Raw genomic sequence first — 16,689 nt, forward strand, 5'->3', positions numbered from 1 at the left:
GCGCTTGACTGGCCAGCGTTTCAGGCCAATTTGGCCTTCAGCAAGTCGTTGACCTGCTGGGGATTCGCCTTGCCCTTGCTGGCTTTCATCACCTGGCCTACGAGGGCGTTGAAGGCCTTGTCCTTGCCGGCCTTGTACTGTTCCACGTTGGCGGCGTTGGCGGCGATCACCTCATCGATGATCTTCTCCAGCGCGCCCGTATCGTTCATCTGCTTGAGGCCCTTGGCCTCGATCACGGCGTCCACGTCATGGCCTTCGCCGCTCCACAAGGCTTCGAATACCTGGCGAGCGGCGTTGTTGCTGATGGTGCCGTCGTTGATGCGGCCGATGAGCGCCGCCAGTTGGGCGCTGTTCACCTTGGCCTGCTCCACACCGATCTCCTCGGCATTCAGGCGGCGCGAGATCTCGCCCATCACCCAGTTGGAGGCGAGCTTGGGCTGGCCGCAGCCCTTGGCGGCGTCCTCGAAATAGGCCGCCATGGCCTGGCTCTGCGTGAGCGTGGTGGCGTCGTACTCGGGCAGGCCGTACTGCTGCACGAAACGCGCGGCCATCGCGCGCGGCAGCTCGGGCATCTGGGCCCTGATGTCGTCGATCCACGGCGCGGCGATGCGCAGCGGCGGCAGGTCGGGGTCGGGAAAGTAGCGGTAGTCGGCCGCGTCTTCCTTGGTGCGCATGGCGCGCGTCTCGCCCGTGTCGGGGTCGAACAGCACGGTGGCCTGCTGGATCGCGCGGCCATCCTCGATCTCCTCGATCTGCCAGCGGATCTCGTAGTCGATCGCCTGCTGCATGCTCTTGAAGCTGTTGAGGTTCTTGATCTCACGGCGCGTGCCCAGGGGCTGGCCGGGCTTGCGCACCGAGACGTTGGCGTCGCAGCGGAAGCTGCCCTCCTGCATGTTGCCGTCGCAGATGCCGATCCAGGTCACGATCTTGTGCAGTTCCTTGGCGTAGGCCACGGCTTCTTCGCTGCTGCGGATGTCGGGCTCGGTCACGATCTCCAGCAGCGGCGTGCCCGCGCGGTTCAGGTCGATGCCCGACTGGCCCCCTCCACCCAATGAGGAGTCCTCGTGCAGCGACTTGCCCGCGTCTTCCTCCAGGTGGGCGCGCACCAGGCGCACGGTCTTCTTCTCATCGCCCAGATAGAAGGAGACTTCGCCGCCTTGCACCACCGGGATCTCGAACTGGCTGATCTGGTAGCCCTTGGGCAGATCCGGGTAGAAGTAATTCTTGCGCGCAAAAATGCTCTCTGGCGCAATGTGGGAGCCAAGGGCCAGTCCCAATTTGATAGCGCAGGCGACAGCCTCGCGGTTCATCACCGGCAGGGTGCCGGGCAGCGCCAGGTCCACGGCGCAGGCCTGGGTGTTGGGCTCGGCGCCAAAGGCGGTGCTGGCGCGGCTGAAGATCTTGCTGCGGGTGGCGAGCTGGGCGTGGGTCTCGAAGCCGATGACGACTTCGTAGCCCTGGATGAGTTTCGCGGTCATGGTCAGATGCCCTCCGGCGCACGGAGGTGGAAGTCGGTCGCCTGCTGCAGGCGGTGCGCGGCGTTCAGCAGGCGGCCCTCCTGGAAGTAGTTGCCGATGAGCTGCAGGCCCACGGGCATGCCGCCCGCGCCAAAGCCGGCGGGCACGCTCATGCCGGGCAGGCCGGCCAGCGACGCGGGCAGGGTGAAGATGTCGGCCAGGTAGTCGGCCAGCGGGTCGTTGCCGTGCTCGCCGAGCTTCCAGGCCACGCTGGGCGCCACGGGGCCGGCGATCAGGTCGCAATCCTTGAAGGCGTTCTGGAAGTCGTCCGCGATCATGCGGCGGATCTTCTGCGCCTGCAGGTAGTAGGCGTCGTAGTAGCCGTGCGAGAGCACGTAGGTGCCGATCATGATGCGGCGCTTGACCTCGTCGCCGAAGCCTTCGGCGCGGGTCTTCTTGTACATGTCCACCAGATCGGCGTAGTCCTTGGCACGGTGGCCGAACTTCACGCCGTCAAAGCGCGAGAGGTTGGACGACGCCTCGGCCGGCGCAATGATGTAGTACACGGGGATCGACAGCTCCGTGCGCGGCAGGCTGATGGGCACCAGCTTGGCGCCGAGCTTCTCGTACTCCTTCAGTGCCGCATCGACAGCGGCGCGCACGTCGCCCGCCAGGCCGTCGCCGAAGAACTCGGCCGGGATGCCGATGCGCAGGCCGTCGATGGAGTCATTCAGCTGGGCGCTGAAATCCTCGGCCGGCACGTCCAGGCTGGTGGAGTCGCGGTCGGGGTCGGGGCCGCACATGGCCGACAGCAGCAGCGCGCAATCCTCGGCCGAGCGGGCCATCGGGCCAGCCTGGTCCAGGCTGGAGGCGAAGGCGATCATGCCGTAGCGGCTGGCGCGGCCGTAGGTGGGCTTGATGCCGGTGACGCCGCAAAACGATGCCGGCTGGCGGATGGAACCGCCGGTGTCCGTGCCGGTGACGGCCGGCGCCAGGCGCGCGGCCACGGCCACGGCGCTGCCGCCCGAGGAGCCGCCGGGGATGCGGCTGGTGTCCCAGGGGTTGCGCACCGGTGCGGGGGCGTCGTAGCCCACGGGCGCCACGGCGGAGTTTTCGTTGGCCGAGCCCATGGCGAACTCGTCGCAGTTGAGCTTGCCCAGGGTTACGCAGCCGGCATCGGCCAGACGAGTGACCACGGTGGCGTCGAACGGCGACTGGTAACCGGCCAGCATCTTCGAGCCGGCGGTGCTGGGGAAGTCGCGGGTGACGAAGATGTCCTTGTGCGCGATTGGCACGCCGGCCAGCGGGGCAGCCGTGCCGGCGGCGAGGGCCGCGTCCTGCGCGCGGGCCTGCGCCAGGGTGGTGTCCTCGTTCATGGCGACGTAGGCGCCCAGGTTCTGGTGCTGGCGTGCGCGGGCCAGGAAATGCTGCGCGGCCTCGACGGCCGAGACCTGTTTGCTGCGCAGTGCGCTGGTCAGCTGTGCGATGCCCAGGTCGTGGAGTTCGGAGGAGGGGGTGTTGCTCATGCTGTCGTCCTCACTCGATGACCTTGGGCACCAGGAACAGGCCGCGCTCGACGGCCGGCGCGCTGCGCTGGTTGGCCTCGCGCTGGTCGGGCTCGCTGGCCACGTCCTCGCGCAGGCGCAGCTCCACATCCCGCACCACCGCCACCGGGTGCGACAGGGGGGCGATGCCATGGGTATCCACAGCCTGCATCTTCTCGACGATGCCGAAAAAACCGTTGAGTTGCGTGAGCATGCGCTCACTTTCGCCGGGGCTCAGTTCGAGCCGGGCCAGATTGGCGATGCGGCCGATATCCTGGGGTGTCAGTGCCATAGGGAAGAGGGACGGGCGGAAACCAGATGTAAAGCGGTTTTCCGGGCTCCGCCAGGGGGAGTTATTCACAGGGGATGCGTTATTATCCCGGCTTTGCCGCTAGACCTCCATATTGCCGGTCATTGTGCGAAAAAAGCCAACAAACACCCCCGTAATATCCGGCGACGGCAGGCCGACGTGCATGCCGTGCCTGAGAGGACCCCTGCATGTTCGGAGCTTTCCGTCGGTACTTCTCCACCGACCTGGCCATTGACCTTGGCACAGCCAACACCCTGATTTTCGCCCGCGACAAGGGCATCGTGCTCGACGAGCCCTCCGTCGTCGCCATCCGCCACGAGGGCGGCCCGCACGGCAAGAAAGTGATCCAGGCCGTGGGCCACGAGGCCAAGGCCATGCTGGGCAAAGTGCCTGGCAACATCGACGCCATCCGCCCGATGAAGGACGGCGTGATTGCCGATTTCGTGATCACCGAGCAGATGATCAAGCAGTTCATCAAGATGGTGCATCCCCGCTCGGTGCTCACGCCCAGCCCGCGCATCATCATCTGCGTGCCCTGCGGCTCCACCCAGGTGGAGCGCCGCGCCATCAAGGACGCGGCCGAAGCGGCCGGCGCCACCGCCGTGTACCTGATCGAAGAGCCCATGGCCGCCGGTATCGGCGCGGGCCTGCCGGTATCCGAGGCCTCTGGCTCCATGGTGGTGGACATCGGCGGCGGCACCACCGAGGTCGGCGTGATCTCGCTGGGCGGCATGGTCTACAAGGGCAGCGTGCGCGTGGGTGGCGACAAGTTCGACGAATCCATCATCAATTACATCCGCCGCAACTACGGCATGCTGATCGGCGAGCCGACGGCCGAGGCCATCAAGAAGAACATCGGCTCTGCCTTCCCCGGCTCCGAGGTCAAGGAGATGGAGGTCAAGGGCCGCAACCTCTCCGAGGGCGTGCCGCGCAGCTTCACCATCTCGTCCAACGAGGTGCTGGAGGCCCTGACCGAGCCGCTCAACCAGATCGTCTCCGCCGTCAAGAACGCGCTGGAGCAGACCCCGCCGGAGCTGGGCGCCGACATTGCCGAGCGCGGCATGATGCTCACCGGCGGCGGCGCGCTGCTGCGCGACCTGGACCGCTTGCTGGCCGAGGAAACCGGCCTGCCCGTATTGGTGGCCGAGGAGCCCCTGACCTGCGTGGTGCGCGGCTGCGGCATTGCGCTGGAGCGCATAGACCGCCAGGGCAGCATCTTCACCAGCGACTGAGCCCGAACCGCGCCTGACGAGCTGTCCGCATGCCACAGGGAACCCTGGACCGTTCGGCGCCGACGCTGTTCAAGCAGGGGCCATCGCCGCTCTCCCGCCTCACCCTCTACAGCGCCCTGGCGCTGTTTTTGATGGTGGCGGACGCACGCTTTCACCTGACAGAGCCGCTGCGCAAGGCCGTCTCCACGGCGCTGTACCCGCTGCAATGGCTGATGCTGCAGCCGGTGGAGTTCGCGGACAAGGGGGCTGGATACTTCCAGTCGCTGCAGGCCGCGCAGCAGGGCATGGACGACGCGCAGCGCACCATGGCGCAAATGGCGGTGCGCGCCGGCGAGGCCGAGCAGCTGCTGCGCGAGAACGCCGAGCTGCGCCAGTTGCTGGCACTGCGCGAGCGCCTGACCACCGAGGCCACGGCCGCGCAAGTGATTTATGACACGGCAGACCCCTATACGCGGCGTGTGATGGTGGACCGTGGGCAGCTGGCAGGCGTGGAGCCGGGCTCGCCGGTGATGGATGCCTCGGGGGTGCTGGGGCAGGTCACACGCGTGTTCCCCATGCTCAGCGAAGTCACGCTGCTCATCGACCGCGACCAGGCCATTCCTGTGCTCAACCTGCGCACCGGTGCACGCAGCGTGGCCTACGGCGACCCGGTGGCCGGGCATGGCGGAGGCATGGAGCTGCGCTTCACGCCGGGCAATGCGGATGTGCAGGAAGGCGACCTGCTCACCACCAGCGGCGTGGACGGCCTGTACCCCGCGGGCCTGCCGGTTGCGCGCGTGCTGCGCGTGGAGCGGCGTGCCGACTCCGCCTTTGCGCGCATCTACTGCGCTCCCGTGGCGCAGATGTACGGAGCGCGCCATGTGATGGTGCTCAAGCCGGTGGTGGCCGACCTGCCGCCGCGCCCCGAACCCGAGCCGGCGGCGCCCAAGCGCGGAGGCCGCAAATGATCATGCCCAAGGGCCAGCAGCTGCTGCTGCCCGTGAACCCGGTCTTCATCGCTGCCAGCCTGGTGGCCGCGCTGGCGCTGAACATGCTGCCACTGGGCCGCGTGGTCTGGACGCCCGACTGGGTCATGGTGCTGCTCGTGTTCTGGGGCATGCACCAGCCGCAGCGCGTGGGGCTGGGGGTGGCTTTCCTCATGGGGCTGTGCCTGGATGTGTACCAGTCTGCCTTGCTGGGCCAGCATGCGCTGGTGTACTGTCTGCTGATGTTCGGCGCGCAATACACGCACCGCCGGCTGCTGTGGTTCGGCCCGCTGCTGCAGGCGCTGCAACTGCTGCCGTTGTTCTTTGCGGCCCATGCGCTTGAACTGCTGCTGCGCGTAGCCATCGGCGGGGGCATCCTGCCGGGTTTCGAAGGCCTGGTGGCACCGCTGCTGGAGGCCACCCTCTGGCCGCTGGCCAGCTGGGTGCTGCTGGCGCCCCAGCGCCGCCCGCCCGACCGCGATGAAAACCGGCCGCTGTGAGCGCGCAGGGGTGAAGGGCCGCTGCGGATGACCGAACTGCGCAATGCCGAGGCCGATGTCTGGCACTTTCGCCTGCGCGTGTTCGTCGTGGGCGTGGTGGTGCTGCTGGCATTCCTGCTGATCGTCGCGCGCCTGGTGGTGCTGCAGGTGGTGCGCCACGAGGACCTCGCGGACCAGGCCGAGAGCAACCGCACGGCGGTCGTGCCCATCGTGCCCAACCGCGGCCTCATCCTGGACCGCAACGGCGTGGTGCTGGCCACCAACTACTCGGCATACACGCTGGAGATCACGCCCTCGCGGACCATGGACCTGGAGGCGACGATCGACGCGCTGGCCGAGGTCGTGGACATCCAGCCGCGCGACCGGCGCCGCTTCAAGCGTCTGCGCGAGGAGTCGCGCAGCTTCGACTCCCTGCCCATTCGCACACGGCTGTCGGACGAAGAGGTGGCGCGCTTTGCGGCGCAGCGCTACCGCTTCCCCGGCGTGGACATCAAGGCGCGGCTGTTTCGCAACTACCCGCTGGGCGAGGTGGCGAGCCACGCCATCGGCTACATCGGCCGCATCAACCAGCGCGAAAAGGAGCGCATCGAGGACTCGGACGATGCGGCCAACTACCGCGGCACGGACTACATCGGCAAGCTGGGGGTGGAGCAGAGCTTCGAATCCACGCTCCACGGCCAGACGGGGTTCGAGCGCATGGAGACCTCGGCCGGCGGGCATGCCGTGCGGCGCCTGAACAGCCACCCGGCGACGCCGGGCAACACGGTGATGCTGTCGCTGGACATCAAGCTGCAAAAGCTGATCGAAGATATGTTCGGCGAGCGCCGCGGCGCTCTGGTAGCGCTGGACCCGCGCAACGGCGAGGTGCTGGCGCTGGTGTCCAAACCCACGTTCGACCCCAACCTGTTCGTCGAGGGTATCGACCAGGAAAACTGGCAGGCGCTCAACGAGTCCATCGACAAGCCGCTGCTCAACCGCGCGCTGCGCGGCACCTACCCTCCCGGCTCCACCTACAAGCCCTTCATGGCGCTGGCCGCGCTGGAGCTGGGCAAGCGCACGGCGGGGCAGGTGTTCAACGACCCGGGCTATTACAACTATGGCGGGCGCACCTTCCGCAGCCACGAAGGCGGCCTGGGCGGCGTGGACATGCACCGCGCCATCCAGTATTCGAGCAACACCTATTTCTATTCGCTGGCCGTGGAGATGGGTGTGGACGCCATCCACGACTTCATGAAGCCGCTGGGCTTCGGGCAGATCACCGGCATCGACCTCGGGGGCGAAGTGCGCGGCGTGCTGCCCAGCACCGAGTGGAAGCGCAACACCTACAAGCGCCCGGAGGCCAAGCGCTGGTACTCGGGCGAGACAGTGTCGCTGGGCATCGGCCAGGGCTACAACAACTTCACCATGCTGCAGCTGGCCGTGGCCGAGGCCACGCTGGCCAACGGCGGCACGCGCCACCGTCCGCACCTGATCAAGGCCGTGAAAGACCAGGTGGGCGGGCAGGTGACCGAGGTGCAGCAGCCCCCCGGCGAGCGCCTGGGCTACAACCCCAAGCATGTGGCGATCGTGAACAACGCGCTGATGGCCGTGAACCAGGCGGGCACGGGGCGGCGCGTGTTCGCGGGCGCGCCCTACACCTCGGCGGGCAAAACCGGTACGGCGCAGGCGGTGAGCCTGGGGCAGAACGTGCGGTACAACGCCAAGCTGCTGGAGGAGCACCAGCGCGACCACTCCCTGTTTGCCGCGTTCGCACCCGTGGAGGAGCCCCGCATCGCCGTGGCCGTGATCGTGGAGAACGCGGGTTTTGGCGCGGCGGCGGCGGCGCCCATCGTGCGCCGCGTGTTCGACTACTGGTTGCTGGGCCAGTACCCGAGCGAGCAAGACCTGGCGGCCGTCTCCAAGGGGCAGGCCGGTGCTCCCATGGGCACGCCGCGCAACGCGGCGGACGTGCCGCTCGCGATGCCCTGAGGGCTCTTGCGCCCGATCAGGGGGCCGAAGGACGCGCCAGTGCGCGCGGCGGCGGCAACTGGCTCACCACCAGGGCGGCCACGATCAGCGCCGCGCCCGCCAGGCCGGCCGCGCCCAGGCGCTCGCCGATCAGCACCCAGGCCGTGGCGGCGGCAAACACCGGCTCCAGCCCGAAGACGATGGCGCTGCGCATGGCATCCACGCGCTGCTGGCCCCAGGCCTGCAGCGTCACCACCAGCACGCTGGCCACCACGCCCAGGTAGGCCAGCGCCGTCAGCGCGTGCGCCGGCAGGTCCGCCAGGGCCTGCAGCGTCGTGGCGACCTCGCCGTGGCGCGCGAGCAGCAGGACGCTGGCCGCGGCGAACATCACCAGCGCCTGCACCGCCGCCATGCGTGTGGCGCGCAGCGGCCGGGCCGCCGTGCGGCGCGCGCATTCCTCCAGCGTGAGGATGTAGATGGCATAGAACAGCGTGCTGGCGAGCGTCAGCGTGTCGCCCAGGTTCCAGGGCTCGTTCTCGTGGAACATCAGCACCATGCCGGCCAACGCCATGGCGCAGGCCGCCCACAGCGCGGCGCCATAGCGCCGGCCCAGCACGGCCATGGCCAACAGCGGCACCACCAGCACGTTCAGCCCGGTGACGAACGCATTGCGGTTGCTGCTGGTGCGCGCCAGCCCCTCGATTTGCAGCCAGAACGCGAGGAACAGCAGGGCGCCCAGCAGCAGACCCCAGCGCAGTTCCGTGCGCCGCAGACCGCGCCACAGCGGCGCCAGGACCAGCAGCGCAATCGCGAAGCGGGCCCAGATGATCTGCAGCGCATCCAGGTGCGCGGACATCATCTTCATCGCGGGAAAGGTGGTGCCCCAGACGGCGACCACCAGCAGGAGGGCCAGCAGGCCCTGGCGTTTGGAACGCATGGCTTCTTCAAAAATGAGAGCTGTTGGCGCTTGTATCAAAAGGATTTCGATATGTTTTCATATCGAAACCAAAGTACATCAAGCGCTGGCAGCTATGGTTTTATAAGCGGCCGCACCGTGCCGCCCGGCGGGTCAGTGGCTCATGCGCCCGATGAAGGAGCGGATGCGGTCGTTGGCCGGGTTGGAGAAGAACTCGGCCGGCGGCGCATCGTGGGCAATGCAGCCCTGGTCGAAGAACATCACGCGGTCGGCCACCTCGCGCGCAAAGCCCATCTCGTGCGTGACCACGATCATCGTCATGCCGCCGCGCGCCAGCTCGCGCATCACGTCCAGCACCTCCTGCACCATCTCGGGATCGAGGGCACTGGTGGGCTCGTCGAACAGCATCACCTTCGGCGCCATGGCCAGCGCGCGCGCAATCGCCACGCGCTGCTGCTGGCCGCCCGACAACTGCCAGGGGTACTTGTGCGCATGGTCCTGCATGCCCACGCGCTTGAGCAGGGCCATGGCCTTGTCGTTGGCCTCGCGGCGCGACGTGTGGCGGATGCGGCGCGGCGCCAGCGTCACGTTGTCCAGCACCGTCATGTGGCCGAACAGGTTGAACTGCTGGAACACCATGCCCACCTCGCTGCGCTGCAGCTGCAGCGTGCGCGGGTCGTCGGTGACCTCCACGCCGTCGATGGTGATGCTGCCGCTGTCGTGCGGCTCCAGGCGGTTGATGGCGCGCAGCAGCGTGGACTTGCCCGAGCCCGAGGCGCCGATGATCACGGTGACCTCGCCCGTGCGGAACACGGTGGACACGCCCTTGAGCACCTCGTGGCTGCCGAAGGCCTTGCGCACGTCCTTGCACACGATGTAGGGATTGGCGGAAGCGGCGTGGCTCATTTCACACGCCCTTCGACGTCAAAGCGGTACTCGATGGCATGCGTGACCTGCGTCACCAGCGTGGTCAGGATCAGGTAGGTGATGGCCACCGTGGTCAGCGTGGCCACGGGCTGGAAGGTGGCGGACTGGATGCGGTTGCCCACGTTGGTCAGCTCCACCACGCCGATGGCGTACGCGAGCGACGAGTCCTTGAGCAGCGCCACGAAGTTGCTCACCAGCGGCGGCAGCGCGATCTTGAAGGCCTGGGGGAACACGACGTCGAAGAACACGTGCGTGCGCGACAGGCCGAGCGCGCGCGCGGCCTCGGTCTGCCCGCGCGGCACGGCCAGCAGGCCGGCGCGGATGGCCTCGGCGTTGTAGGCGCCCACGTTCAGGCCCAGCGCCACCACGGCGGCGGCGAAGTCGGGCAGGTTCAGGCCCGGCACCAGCACGGGCAGCGCGAAGTACACGAACAGGATCTGCACCAGCAGCGGCGTGCCGCGGATCGCCCAGATGTAGAAGCTGGCCACCCAGCGCAGCCAGGCCAGGCGCGAGGTGCGCGCCAGCGCCGCGGCGGTGCCCAGCAGCAGGCCCACGGTGCCGCTGACCAGCGTCAGGTACAGCGTGGTGAGCGCGCCTTCGGAGAAGAGCTCCGCGTTGGAGCCGATGGGCTCAGGAAAGAAGGAGAGGAACTGGCCGAGCAGGGCGAGGACCAGCGCCATCAACACCAAAGCCGCCACCAGCGTTGCATTGCTGCGCTGGGTGCGGCTCCAGTGTGCGGGCCAGAGAGCGAGAAGCATGGGCAAAGCGGGCCGGACCCGCAGGCCCGGCGCAGTCGGTTACTTGCAGGTGACGTCTTCTTGGAAGTACTTCTGGGAGATCTTGCCCACAGTGCCGTCGGCGATCGCTTCCTTCAGCGCCTTGTTCCAGGCGTCGGCCAGGCCCTGGTTGCCCTTGGAGACGGCGGCGGCCACCTGCTCCACGAACAGCATGTCGCCCGTGCGGAAGCCCGCCTTGGGCGCCTTGGCCAGCATTTCCTTGGCCACGAAGCGGTCGGTCACCCAGGCGTCCACACGCTTGGAAGCCAGGGCGTTGCGCGCGGCTTCGTCGGTGGGGAAGTTCTTCACGTCCTTCACGCCGGGCACCTTCTTCACGGCGTCCAGATAGGTGGTGCCGGTCTGCACGGCCACCACCTTGCCATTCAGGTCGGCGGCCTTGGCCACCTCGGGCTTCATCGACACGATGATGCCGCCCGAGCAGTAGTGCGGCAGCGTGAAGGTCACGGCCTTGGAGCGCTCGTCGGTGATGGCGTGCGAGGCGATCACCAGGTCCCAGCGGTCCTGGGCCAGGCCGGTCAGCAGCGCGTCGAAGCCGACGGTCTTCCACTCGTACTTCAGGCCCATCTTCTTGACCACGGCCTCGGCCACTTCGATCTCGTAGCCCGTGAGCTGCTTGCCCTTGAAGAAGTTGAACGGCGCGTACTGCCCCTCGGAGCCGAGGATGATGGTGCCGCTCTTCTGGATTTCTTCCAGGGGACGCGCCTGCACGACAACGGCGGCGCACAGCGCCACAGCAGTGGCCAGGGTCTTGAACATCTTCATAGGGAGTTCCTGCTTGCTTCAGGTACAAAAAATCCGGCATTGCGGATCACAAGCCGGAAACCAACGCCTGCGCAAGAAGCCCGGGTAAGGGCGGCGTCACGAGGCGGTCACATTATAGAGAGCGGCCCCTGGTGCGCCGCATTGACGCAAACCCGGGGGCCAGGGTCATTGCGGGCGCATCAGCGTGGACTTGCCGAACAGGCTCTCCAGCAGGTCCACGGCCAGCTCGGCCGTCTGGTTGCGCACGTCCAGCGCAGGGTTCAGCTCCACCAGGTCCGCCGAGCCGAGCGCGCCGCAGTCGGCCAGCATCTCCATGCACAGCTGGGTCTCGCGGTAGGTCGGGCCGCCGCGCACGCCGGTGCCCACGCCCGGGGCCACCGACGGGTCCAGGCAATCCATGTCGAAGCTCACGTGCAGGTGCGTGTCCTGGTCCACGTCGGCCAGCGCGGCCTGCATCACCGCGCGCATGCCCAGCTCGTCGATGGTGCGCATGTCGTACACCTCGATGCCGTGCTCGTTGACGAAGCGCTTCTCGGTGGCGTCCACGCTGCGCACGCCGATCAGCGTGATCTGCCCGGGCTGCAGCGCCGGTGGGTCCTCGGGGCCGGCCAGGCGCGTGAGCTGTGCCGGGCCGTGGCCCAGCAGGCACGCCACAGGCATGCCGTGCAGGTTGCCGCTGGGGGAGGACTCGGGGGTGTTGGCGTCCGCGTGCGCGTCGAACCACAGCACCTTCAGCCGCCGCCCGCGCGCGCGGCAGTGCTGCGCCACGGCGCTGATGGAGCCGATGGCCAGGCAGTGGTCTCCGCCCATGAGCAGCGGCAACTGTCCCGCCTGCAGCGCAGCGTGCGTGGCTTCGTACACCGCCCGGTTCCAGGCCGCGACCTCGGCCAGATGGCGAAAGCCGCTGGCGGGCTCGGCCTGCGGATTGCCGGGGCCGGCCAGGTTGCCCTGGTCGCGCACGTCGAAGCCGCGTGCCTGCATGGCCCGCGCAATGCCCGCGATGCGCAGCGCGTCGGGGCCCATGCTGGCGCCCAGCACGCTGGCGCCCACGTCGGTGGGGGCGCCGATCAGGGTCAGGGTCGTCATCGGGTCTCTCCTTGCCAGTGAATGCGGGTGAATCGGGTCAGCGCAGGAACGCGTCGTAGCCGGTCTTCAGGATCAGCATGCCCACCACCAGGATGAAGATGCCGCGCACGAAGCCCGCGCCATGCTTCAGCGCCAGGTGGGCGCCGAGCAGGCTGCCCACCACGTTGGCCACGGCCAGCGGCAGCGCGAAGTGCCACCAGACATGGCCCTTGGCCGTGAACAGGATCAGCGCGGCCACGTTGGTGGCCAGGTTCAGCAGCTTGGCGGACACCGAAGCGTTCAGGAAATCGTAGCCCAGCACGCGCACGAAGAGAAACACGAAGAAACTGCCCGTGCCGGGGCCGAAGAAGCCGTCGTAGAAACCGATGGTCACGCCGATGGCGCAGGCCGCCAGGGTTTCACGCCCTGCAGCCAGGCGCGGCGCGTGGTGGCGCCCCAAGTCCTTACGCGCCAGGGTGTAGATCAGCAGCGCCACCAGCACCAGCGGCAGCAGTTTGCGCAGGAAATCGGCGGAAATCAGCGTCACCACCCAGGCGCCGGCGAACGCGCCGACGAATCCCGCCAGCGCCGCCGGCAGCATGGCACGCCAGCGCATCTGCACGCGGCGGCTGTATTGCCAGGTGGCGATGCCCGTGCCCCAGATGGCGGCACTCTTGTTGGTGCCCATCAGCGTGGCCGGCGGCGCGGTGGGAAACGTGGCGAACAGGGCGGGCAGCAGGATCAGGCCGCCCCCGCCGACGATTGCGTCCACGAAGCCGGCCAGCAGCGAGGCCAGCGAGACGATGATCCATTCCATGGGCGCGATTGTCGCACCGCTACCGCTACGGAATCAGTAGCTGCTTGCGCCCAACCTGCGGGCGCTGGGGCCACTTTTGCTGAAAGTCTCGACAAATAAAAAGGCACCCGGGTTGCGGGTGCCTTGTGAAGGGGCATCTCGTTGCGGATGCCTGATTGGATGGTTGATGTTCTTGTGTTAGGGCTGTTGTCTCCTCGGTCCCCTCGGTTGGCGTGCCGAGGCGCGCTTCGAGTGCATGGACTGTAATAAAACGCACCCCGGTGGTGCATTGGTGGTTTCCCGCACCTGCTGCCACTGGTTCAAACTGGGGCACGCGCCTCGCTGCGAATCCATTGGGCGGCCATCTCGGCCATCATCAGCGTGGGTGCATTGGTATTGCCGCTGGTGATGGTGGGCATGGCGCCAGCGTCCACCACGCGCAGGCCGGCCACCACGCCGCCGCGGCCGTCGCGCACGCGCAGGCGCGCATCCAGCACGGCCTGCGGATCGTCCAGCCGGCCCATGCGCGTAGTGCCCACGGGGTGGAAGATGGTGGTGGCGATATCGCCCGCCAGCCGGGCGAGGTCTTCGTCGCTCTGGTACTGCGGGCCGGGCTTGTATTCCTCGGGCTGGTAGGGAGCCAGCGCGGGCTGGGCCACGATGCGGCGCGTGACGCGCAGGCTGTCGGCGGCCACCTGGCGGTCCTCGGGTGTGGACAGGTAGTTGGGAGCGATGGCCGGCGCGGTGCGGAAGTCCGGGCTCTTGATTTGGATGGTTCCGCGGCTGGTGGGGTTCAGGTTGCACACGCTGGCCGTGAAGGCCGGGAAGCGGTGCAGCGGCTCGCCGAAGGCCTCCAGCGACAGGGGCTGCACGTGGTACTCAAGGTTGGGGTGCGGCAGGTCCGGCTGGCTGCGTGTGAAGGCACCCAGTTGCGACGGCGCCATGCTCATCGGGCCGCTGCGCTTGAAGGCGTATTCCAGTCCGATCCTGGCCTTGCCCAGCAGGTTGCCCGCCAGCATGTTCAACGTGGGCACGCCTTGCACCTTGTACACGGCGCGGATCTGCAGGTGGTCCTGCAGGTTGGCGCCCACGCCGGGCAGGTCGGCCTGTATGTCGATACCGTGCCGCTGCAGCAACGCGCCGGGGCCGATGCCCGACAGCTGCAGAATCTGTGGCGAGTTCACCGCGCCGGCGCTCAGGATCACCTCCTGCTGCGCGTGGGCCGTGACCATCTCCTCGCCGGTCCACACCTGCACGCCGGTGCAGCGCAGGCTGCCGTCCGGCTGACGGTCCAGTACCAGGCGCGTCACCTGGGCCGAGGTCCACATCTCGAAATTGGGCCGCCCGTAGCAGGTGGGGCGCAGGAAGGCCTTGGCCGTGTTCCAGCGCCAGCCGTTCTTCTGGTTGACCTCGAAATAGCCCACGCCCTCGTTGGTGCCGCGGTTGAAGTCGTCGGTGGCGGGAATGCCGGCCTGCTGCGCGGCCTGGGCGAAGGCGTCGAGGATGTCCCAGCGCAGGCGTTGCTTTTCCACGCGCCACTCGCCCGAGCTGCCCGTGGACTTGCTGCCGTGCAGGCGCTTGAAGTTCTCGTTCACGCCCTCGGGCTGGTCCAGGCGCCAGTGGTCCTCGTGGCGGCGAAAGGCGGGCAGCACGTTGTCCCAGCGCCAGGCGTCGTCGCCCGTGATCTGGGCCCACTGGTCGTAGTCGCGCGCCTGGCCACGCATGTAGATCATGCCGTTGATGCTGCTGCAGCCGCCCAGCACCTTGCCGCGCGGGTAGCGCAGGCTGCGGCCGTTCAGGCCGGTGTCGGCCTCGGTGTGATAGAGCCAGTCGGTGCGCGGGTTGCCGATGCAATACAGGTAGCCCACGGGAATGTGGATCCAGTGGTAGTCGTCCCTGCGGCCGGCCTCCACGAGCAGCACACGGTTCTTGGGGTCTGCGCTGAGCCGGTTGGCCAGCAGGGCGCCGGCGGTGCCGCCGCCGATGATGATGTAGTCGAAAGTGGTGTCGCTCATGGATGCCGATCGCACGTCAGGGAAGGAGCGCAACGCGCCAGCGCCGGGGCTGCCGCAGTGCAGCAATCGATTGTGCGATTCGGCACTCGGGTGTCGAGAGGGAAACCCCGCTGCGCTACGCTTTTTGATAGTGGCAGCGCGCGCTGCGGGTGCGTCACGGCCGGTTTTTGATGTTTTTTCAAGCGCCGGCGGGCCTCGCTTTTGCCACGCGCCAATCTGTGGAATGATGCGCCGCGTCAGCCCCGTGCGCGGCGCGGCCGCCGGAATATGCAAAACTGCGGGTGCCGCCAGTGGCGCCGGCGCCAGCCGGTCGCCCGGCCTCTTTCCCGACCACCATGCCCGTCACCCACCCTCCATCGGTCGTGCAGGACCACGCTGCCAGGCCCCTTGCCCAGCCGCAAGGCGACTGGGTGGCCGCGGCCTTTGCCGACCGCCGGGCCTGGCGGCGGGTGGCGGCGCAGCTCAAGGACTGCGGTCCCGGCGTTGCCTGGAGCCTGCAAGGCGTGCAGCGTCTGGACCACGTGGGCGCGCAGATCCTGTGGAACCACTGGGGCCGCGCCTGGCCCGAGCAGCTGGAACTGACCGAGAACCAGCGTGAGATGCTGGAGCGCGTGGCGCAGTACACCACCCCCTGCGAGCCCCCTGCGCCTTGGCGCCTGGGCGACCAGGTGGACCGCCTGGGTGTGCTGGTGCTGCACGCGCTGGACCATGTGCGCCATCTGGTGATACTGGTGGGCCAGCTGGTGCTGGACGTACTGCGCCTGCTGCGCAACCCGCGGCGCGGGCCGTGGCGCGACATCTCGGGCCACCTGTACCGCATGGGCGCCACGGCGCTGCCCATTACGGCGCTGGTGGGTTTCCTGATCGGCGTGGTGCTGGCCTATCTCATGTCGCTGCAGTTGCGGCAGTTCGGCGCCGAAGCGTTTATCGTGAACATCCTGGGCATCTCGCTGATCCGCGAGCTGGGGCCCATGCTGGGCGCCATCCTCGTGGCGGGGCGATCGGGCTCGGCCATCACCGCGCAGATCGGCGTGATGCGCGTCACCGAGGAGCTGGACGCCATGCGCGTCATGGGCATACCGCACGGTTTTCGCCTGGTGATGCCGCGCGCGCTGGCGCTGGCGCTGGCCATGCCGCTGGTGGCCCTGTGGACCACGCTGGCGGCGCTGGCGGGCGGCATGCTGGCTGCGGACCTGACCATGGGCATCTCGTCGGCCTACTTCGCGCAGGCCCTGCCTGCCGCCGTGAATGTGTCCAACCTGTGGCTGGCGATGTCCAAGTCGGTGGTGTTTGGCGTGTTCATCGCGCTCATCGGCTGCCACTGGGGGCTGCGCGTCAAGCCCAACACCCAGAGCCTGGGCGAAGGCACCACCGCCTCGGTGGTGAGCGCCATCACCATGGTGATCATCGTGGACGCGCTGTTCGCCGTCGCTTTCAAGAACGTGGGTTTCTAGCC

15 protein-coding genes are annotated in these 16,689 nt (G+C 68.0%); 5 read left to right on the plus strand and 10 right to left on the minus strand.

From position 1 onward, the window contains the following. Positions 1-20: 20 nt before the first annotated feature. From gatB to gatC, 3 genes are read right to left on the minus strand one after another with little or no spacing between them, the layout of a single operon-like run. Positions 21-1,478, minus strand: coding sequence for an Asp-tRNA(Asn)/Glu-tRNA(Gln) amidotransferase subunit GatB (gene gatB, locus OX89_RS09110; RefSeq protein ID WP_047350388.1), 1,458 nt, complete (start codon positions 1,476-1,478; stop codon positions 21-23). A 2-nt stretch (positions 1,479-1,480) separates the two neighbouring features. Further along, complete coding sequence (gene gatA, locus OX89_RS09115) at positions 1,481-2,983, minus strand: Asp-tRNA(Asn)/Glu-tRNA(Gln) amidotransferase subunit GatA (protein WP_047350389.1); 1,503 nt, start codon at positions 2,981-2,983, stop codon at positions 1,481-1,483. Positions 2,984-2,993: 10 nt separating this feature from the next. Further along, positions 2,994-3,293 (minus strand): Asp-tRNA(Asn)/Glu-tRNA(Gln) amidotransferase subunit GatC, encoded by a 300-nt coding sequence (gene gatC, locus OX89_RS09120; protein ID WP_047350390.1) that lies wholly within the window; start codon positions 3,291-3,293, stop codon positions 2,994-2,996. Between the two features lie 206 nt (positions 3,294-3,499). Here gatC and OX89_RS09125 point away from each other — a divergent pair, with 206 nt between their 5' ends. From OX89_RS09125 to mrdA, 4 genes are read left to right on the plus strand one after another with little or no spacing between them, the layout of a single operon-like run. Further along, positions 3,500-4,543 (plus strand): rod shape-determining protein, encoded by a 1,044-nt coding sequence (locus OX89_RS09125; protein ID WP_047350391.1) that lies wholly within the window; start codon positions 3,500-3,502, stop codon positions 4,541-4,543. Positions 4,544-4,572: 29 nt separating this feature from the next. Then, complete coding sequence (gene mreC / locus OX89_RS09130; RefSeq protein ID WP_047350392.1) at positions 4,573-5,490, plus strand: rod shape-determining protein MreC; 918 nt, start codon at positions 4,573-4,575, stop codon at positions 5,488-5,490. Continuing rightward, positions 5,487-6,008 carry a rod shape-determining protein MreD gene (mreD, locus tag OX89_RS09135; protein WP_012655334.1) on the plus strand — a complete coding sequence of 174 codons (522 nt, stop codon included), beginning with the start codon at positions 5,487-5,489 and terminating at the stop codon, positions 6,006-6,008. Before mreC ends, mreD begins: the two co-directional genes overlap by 4 nt. A 27-nt stretch (positions 6,009-6,035) precedes the next feature. Beyond that, the gene (mrdA, locus tag OX89_RS09140) at positions 6,036-7,976 is read left to right on the plus strand and encodes a penicillin-binding protein 2 (protein WP_047350393.1); all 1,941 of its coding nucleotides are present in this window, start codon (positions 6,036-6,038) and stop codon (positions 7,974-7,976) included. Between the two features lie 16 nt (positions 7,977-7,992). Here the strand turns inward: mrdA and OX89_RS09145 are convergent, their stop codons facing one another. The 7 genes from OX89_RS09145 to OX89_RS09175 all read right to left on the minus strand — a co-directional run bounded on the left by OX89_RS09145 (position 7,993) and on the right by OX89_RS09175 (position 15,233). After that, positions 7,993-8,892, minus strand: a complete 900-nt coding sequence (locus OX89_RS09145) for a DMT family transporter (RefSeq protein ID WP_047350394.1) — start codon at positions 8,890-8,892, stop codon at positions 7,993-7,995. Positions 8,893-9,024: 132 nt separating this feature from the next. Beyond that, positions 9,025-9,777, minus strand: coding sequence for an amino acid ABC transporter ATP-binding protein (locus tag OX89_RS09150; protein WP_011803710.1), 753 nt, complete (start codon positions 9,775-9,777; stop codon positions 9,025-9,027). Beyond that, positions 9,774-10,556 carry an amino acid ABC transporter permease gene (locus OX89_RS09155; RefSeq protein ID WP_011803711.1) on the minus strand — a complete coding sequence of 261 codons (783 nt, stop codon included), beginning with the start codon at positions 10,554-10,556 and terminating at the stop codon, positions 9,774-9,776. The genes OX89_RS09150 and OX89_RS09155 overlap by 4 nt, the downstream gene beginning before the upstream one ends. A 39-nt stretch (positions 10,557-10,595) precedes the next feature. Then, complete coding sequence (locus tag OX89_RS09160) at positions 10,596-11,357, minus strand: ABC transporter substrate-binding protein (protein WP_011803712.1); 762 nt, start codon at positions 11,355-11,357, stop codon at positions 10,596-10,598. Between the two features lie 165 nt (positions 11,358-11,522). Further along, a complete protein-coding gene (rocF, locus tag OX89_RS09165; RefSeq protein ID WP_011803713.1) occupies positions 11,523-12,443 on the minus strand; it encodes an arginase in 921 nt (306 codons plus the stop codon). A 37-nt stretch (positions 12,444-12,480) separates the two neighbouring features. Further along, positions 12,481-13,239, minus strand: a complete 759-nt coding sequence (locus OX89_RS09170) for a TSUP family transporter (RefSeq protein ID WP_012655339.1) — start codon at positions 13,237-13,239, stop codon at positions 12,481-12,483. Between the two features lie 299 nt (positions 13,240-13,538). Then, entirely contained in the window at positions 13,539-15,233 is a 1,695-nt protein-coding gene (locus OX89_RS09175) for a GMC family oxidoreductase (RefSeq protein ID WP_041835849.1), read from the minus strand. 335 nt (positions 15,234-15,568) lie between these two features. Here OX89_RS09175 and OX89_RS09180 point away from each other — a divergent pair, with 335 nt between their 5' ends. After that, the gene (locus tag OX89_RS09180; protein WP_047350395.1) at positions 15,569-16,687 is read left to right on the plus strand and encodes an ABC transporter permease; all 1,119 of its coding nucleotides are present in this window, start codon (positions 15,569-15,571) and stop codon (positions 16,685-16,687) included. Positions 16,688-16,689: the final 2 nt, after the last annotated feature.

It is taken from the genome of Diaphorobacter sp. J5-51 (assembly GCF_001023515.1).
Lineage (GTDB): Bacteria > Pseudomonadota > Gammaproteobacteria > Burkholderiales > Burkholderiaceae_C > Diaphorobacter > Diaphorobacter nitroreducens.

Bases quoted from the DNA above. Each gene is read 5' to 3' on its own strand.
- gatB (WP_047350388.1), bottom strand. From the start codon at position 1,478: ATGACCGCGAAACTCATCCAGGGCTACGAAGTCGTCATCGGCTTCGAG.
- gatA (WP_047350389.1), bottom strand. From the start codon at position 2,983: ATGAGCAACACCCCCTCCTCCGAACTCCACGACCTGGGCATCGCACAG.
- gatC (WP_047350390.1), bottom strand. From the start codon at position 3,293: ATGGCACTGACACCCCAGGATATCGGCCGCATCGCCAATCTGGCCCGG.
- OX89_RS09125 (WP_047350391.1), top strand. From the start codon at position 3,500: ATGTTCGGAGCTTTCCGTCGGTACTTCTCCACCGACCTGGCCATTGAC.
- mreC (WP_047350392.1), top strand. From the start codon at position 4,573: ATGCCACAGGGAACCCTGGACCGTTCGGCGCCGACGCTGTTCAAGCAG.
- mreD (WP_012655334.1), top strand. From the start codon at position 5,487: ATGATCATGCCCAAGGGCCAGCAGCTGCTGCTGCCCGTGAACCCGGTC.
- mrdA (WP_047350393.1), top strand. From the start codon at position 6,036: ATGACCGAACTGCGCAATGCCGAGGCCGATGTCTGGCACTTTCGCCTG.
- OX89_RS09145 (WP_047350394.1), bottom strand. From the start codon at position 8,892: ATGCGTTCCAAACGCCAGGGCCTGCTGGCCCTCCTGCTGGTGGTCGCC.
- OX89_RS09150 (WP_011803710.1), bottom strand. From the start codon at position 9,777: ATGAGCCACGCCGCTTCCGCCAATCCCTACATCGTGTGCAAGGACGTG.
- OX89_RS09155 (WP_011803711.1), bottom strand. From the start codon at position 10,556: ATGCTTCTCGCTCTCTGGCCCGCACACTGGAGCCGCACCCAGCGCAGC.
- OX89_RS09160 (WP_011803712.1), bottom strand. From the start codon at position 11,357: ATGAAGATGTTCAAGACCCTGGCCACTGCTGTGGCGCTGTGCGCCGCC.
- rocF (WP_011803713.1), bottom strand. From the start codon at position 12,443: ATGACGACCCTGACCCTGATCGGCGCCCCCACCGACGTGGGCGCCAGC.
- OX89_RS09170 (WP_012655339.1), bottom strand. From the start codon at position 13,239: ATGGAATGGATCATCGTCTCGCTGGCCTCGCTGCTGGCCGGCTTCGTG.
- OX89_RS09175 (WP_041835849.1), bottom strand. From the start codon at position 15,233: ATGAGCGACACCACTTTCGACTACATCATCATCGGCGGCGGCACCGCC.
- OX89_RS09180 (WP_047350395.1), top strand. From the start codon at position 15,569: ATGCCCGTCACCCACCCTCCATCGGTCGTGCAGGACCACGCTGCCAGG.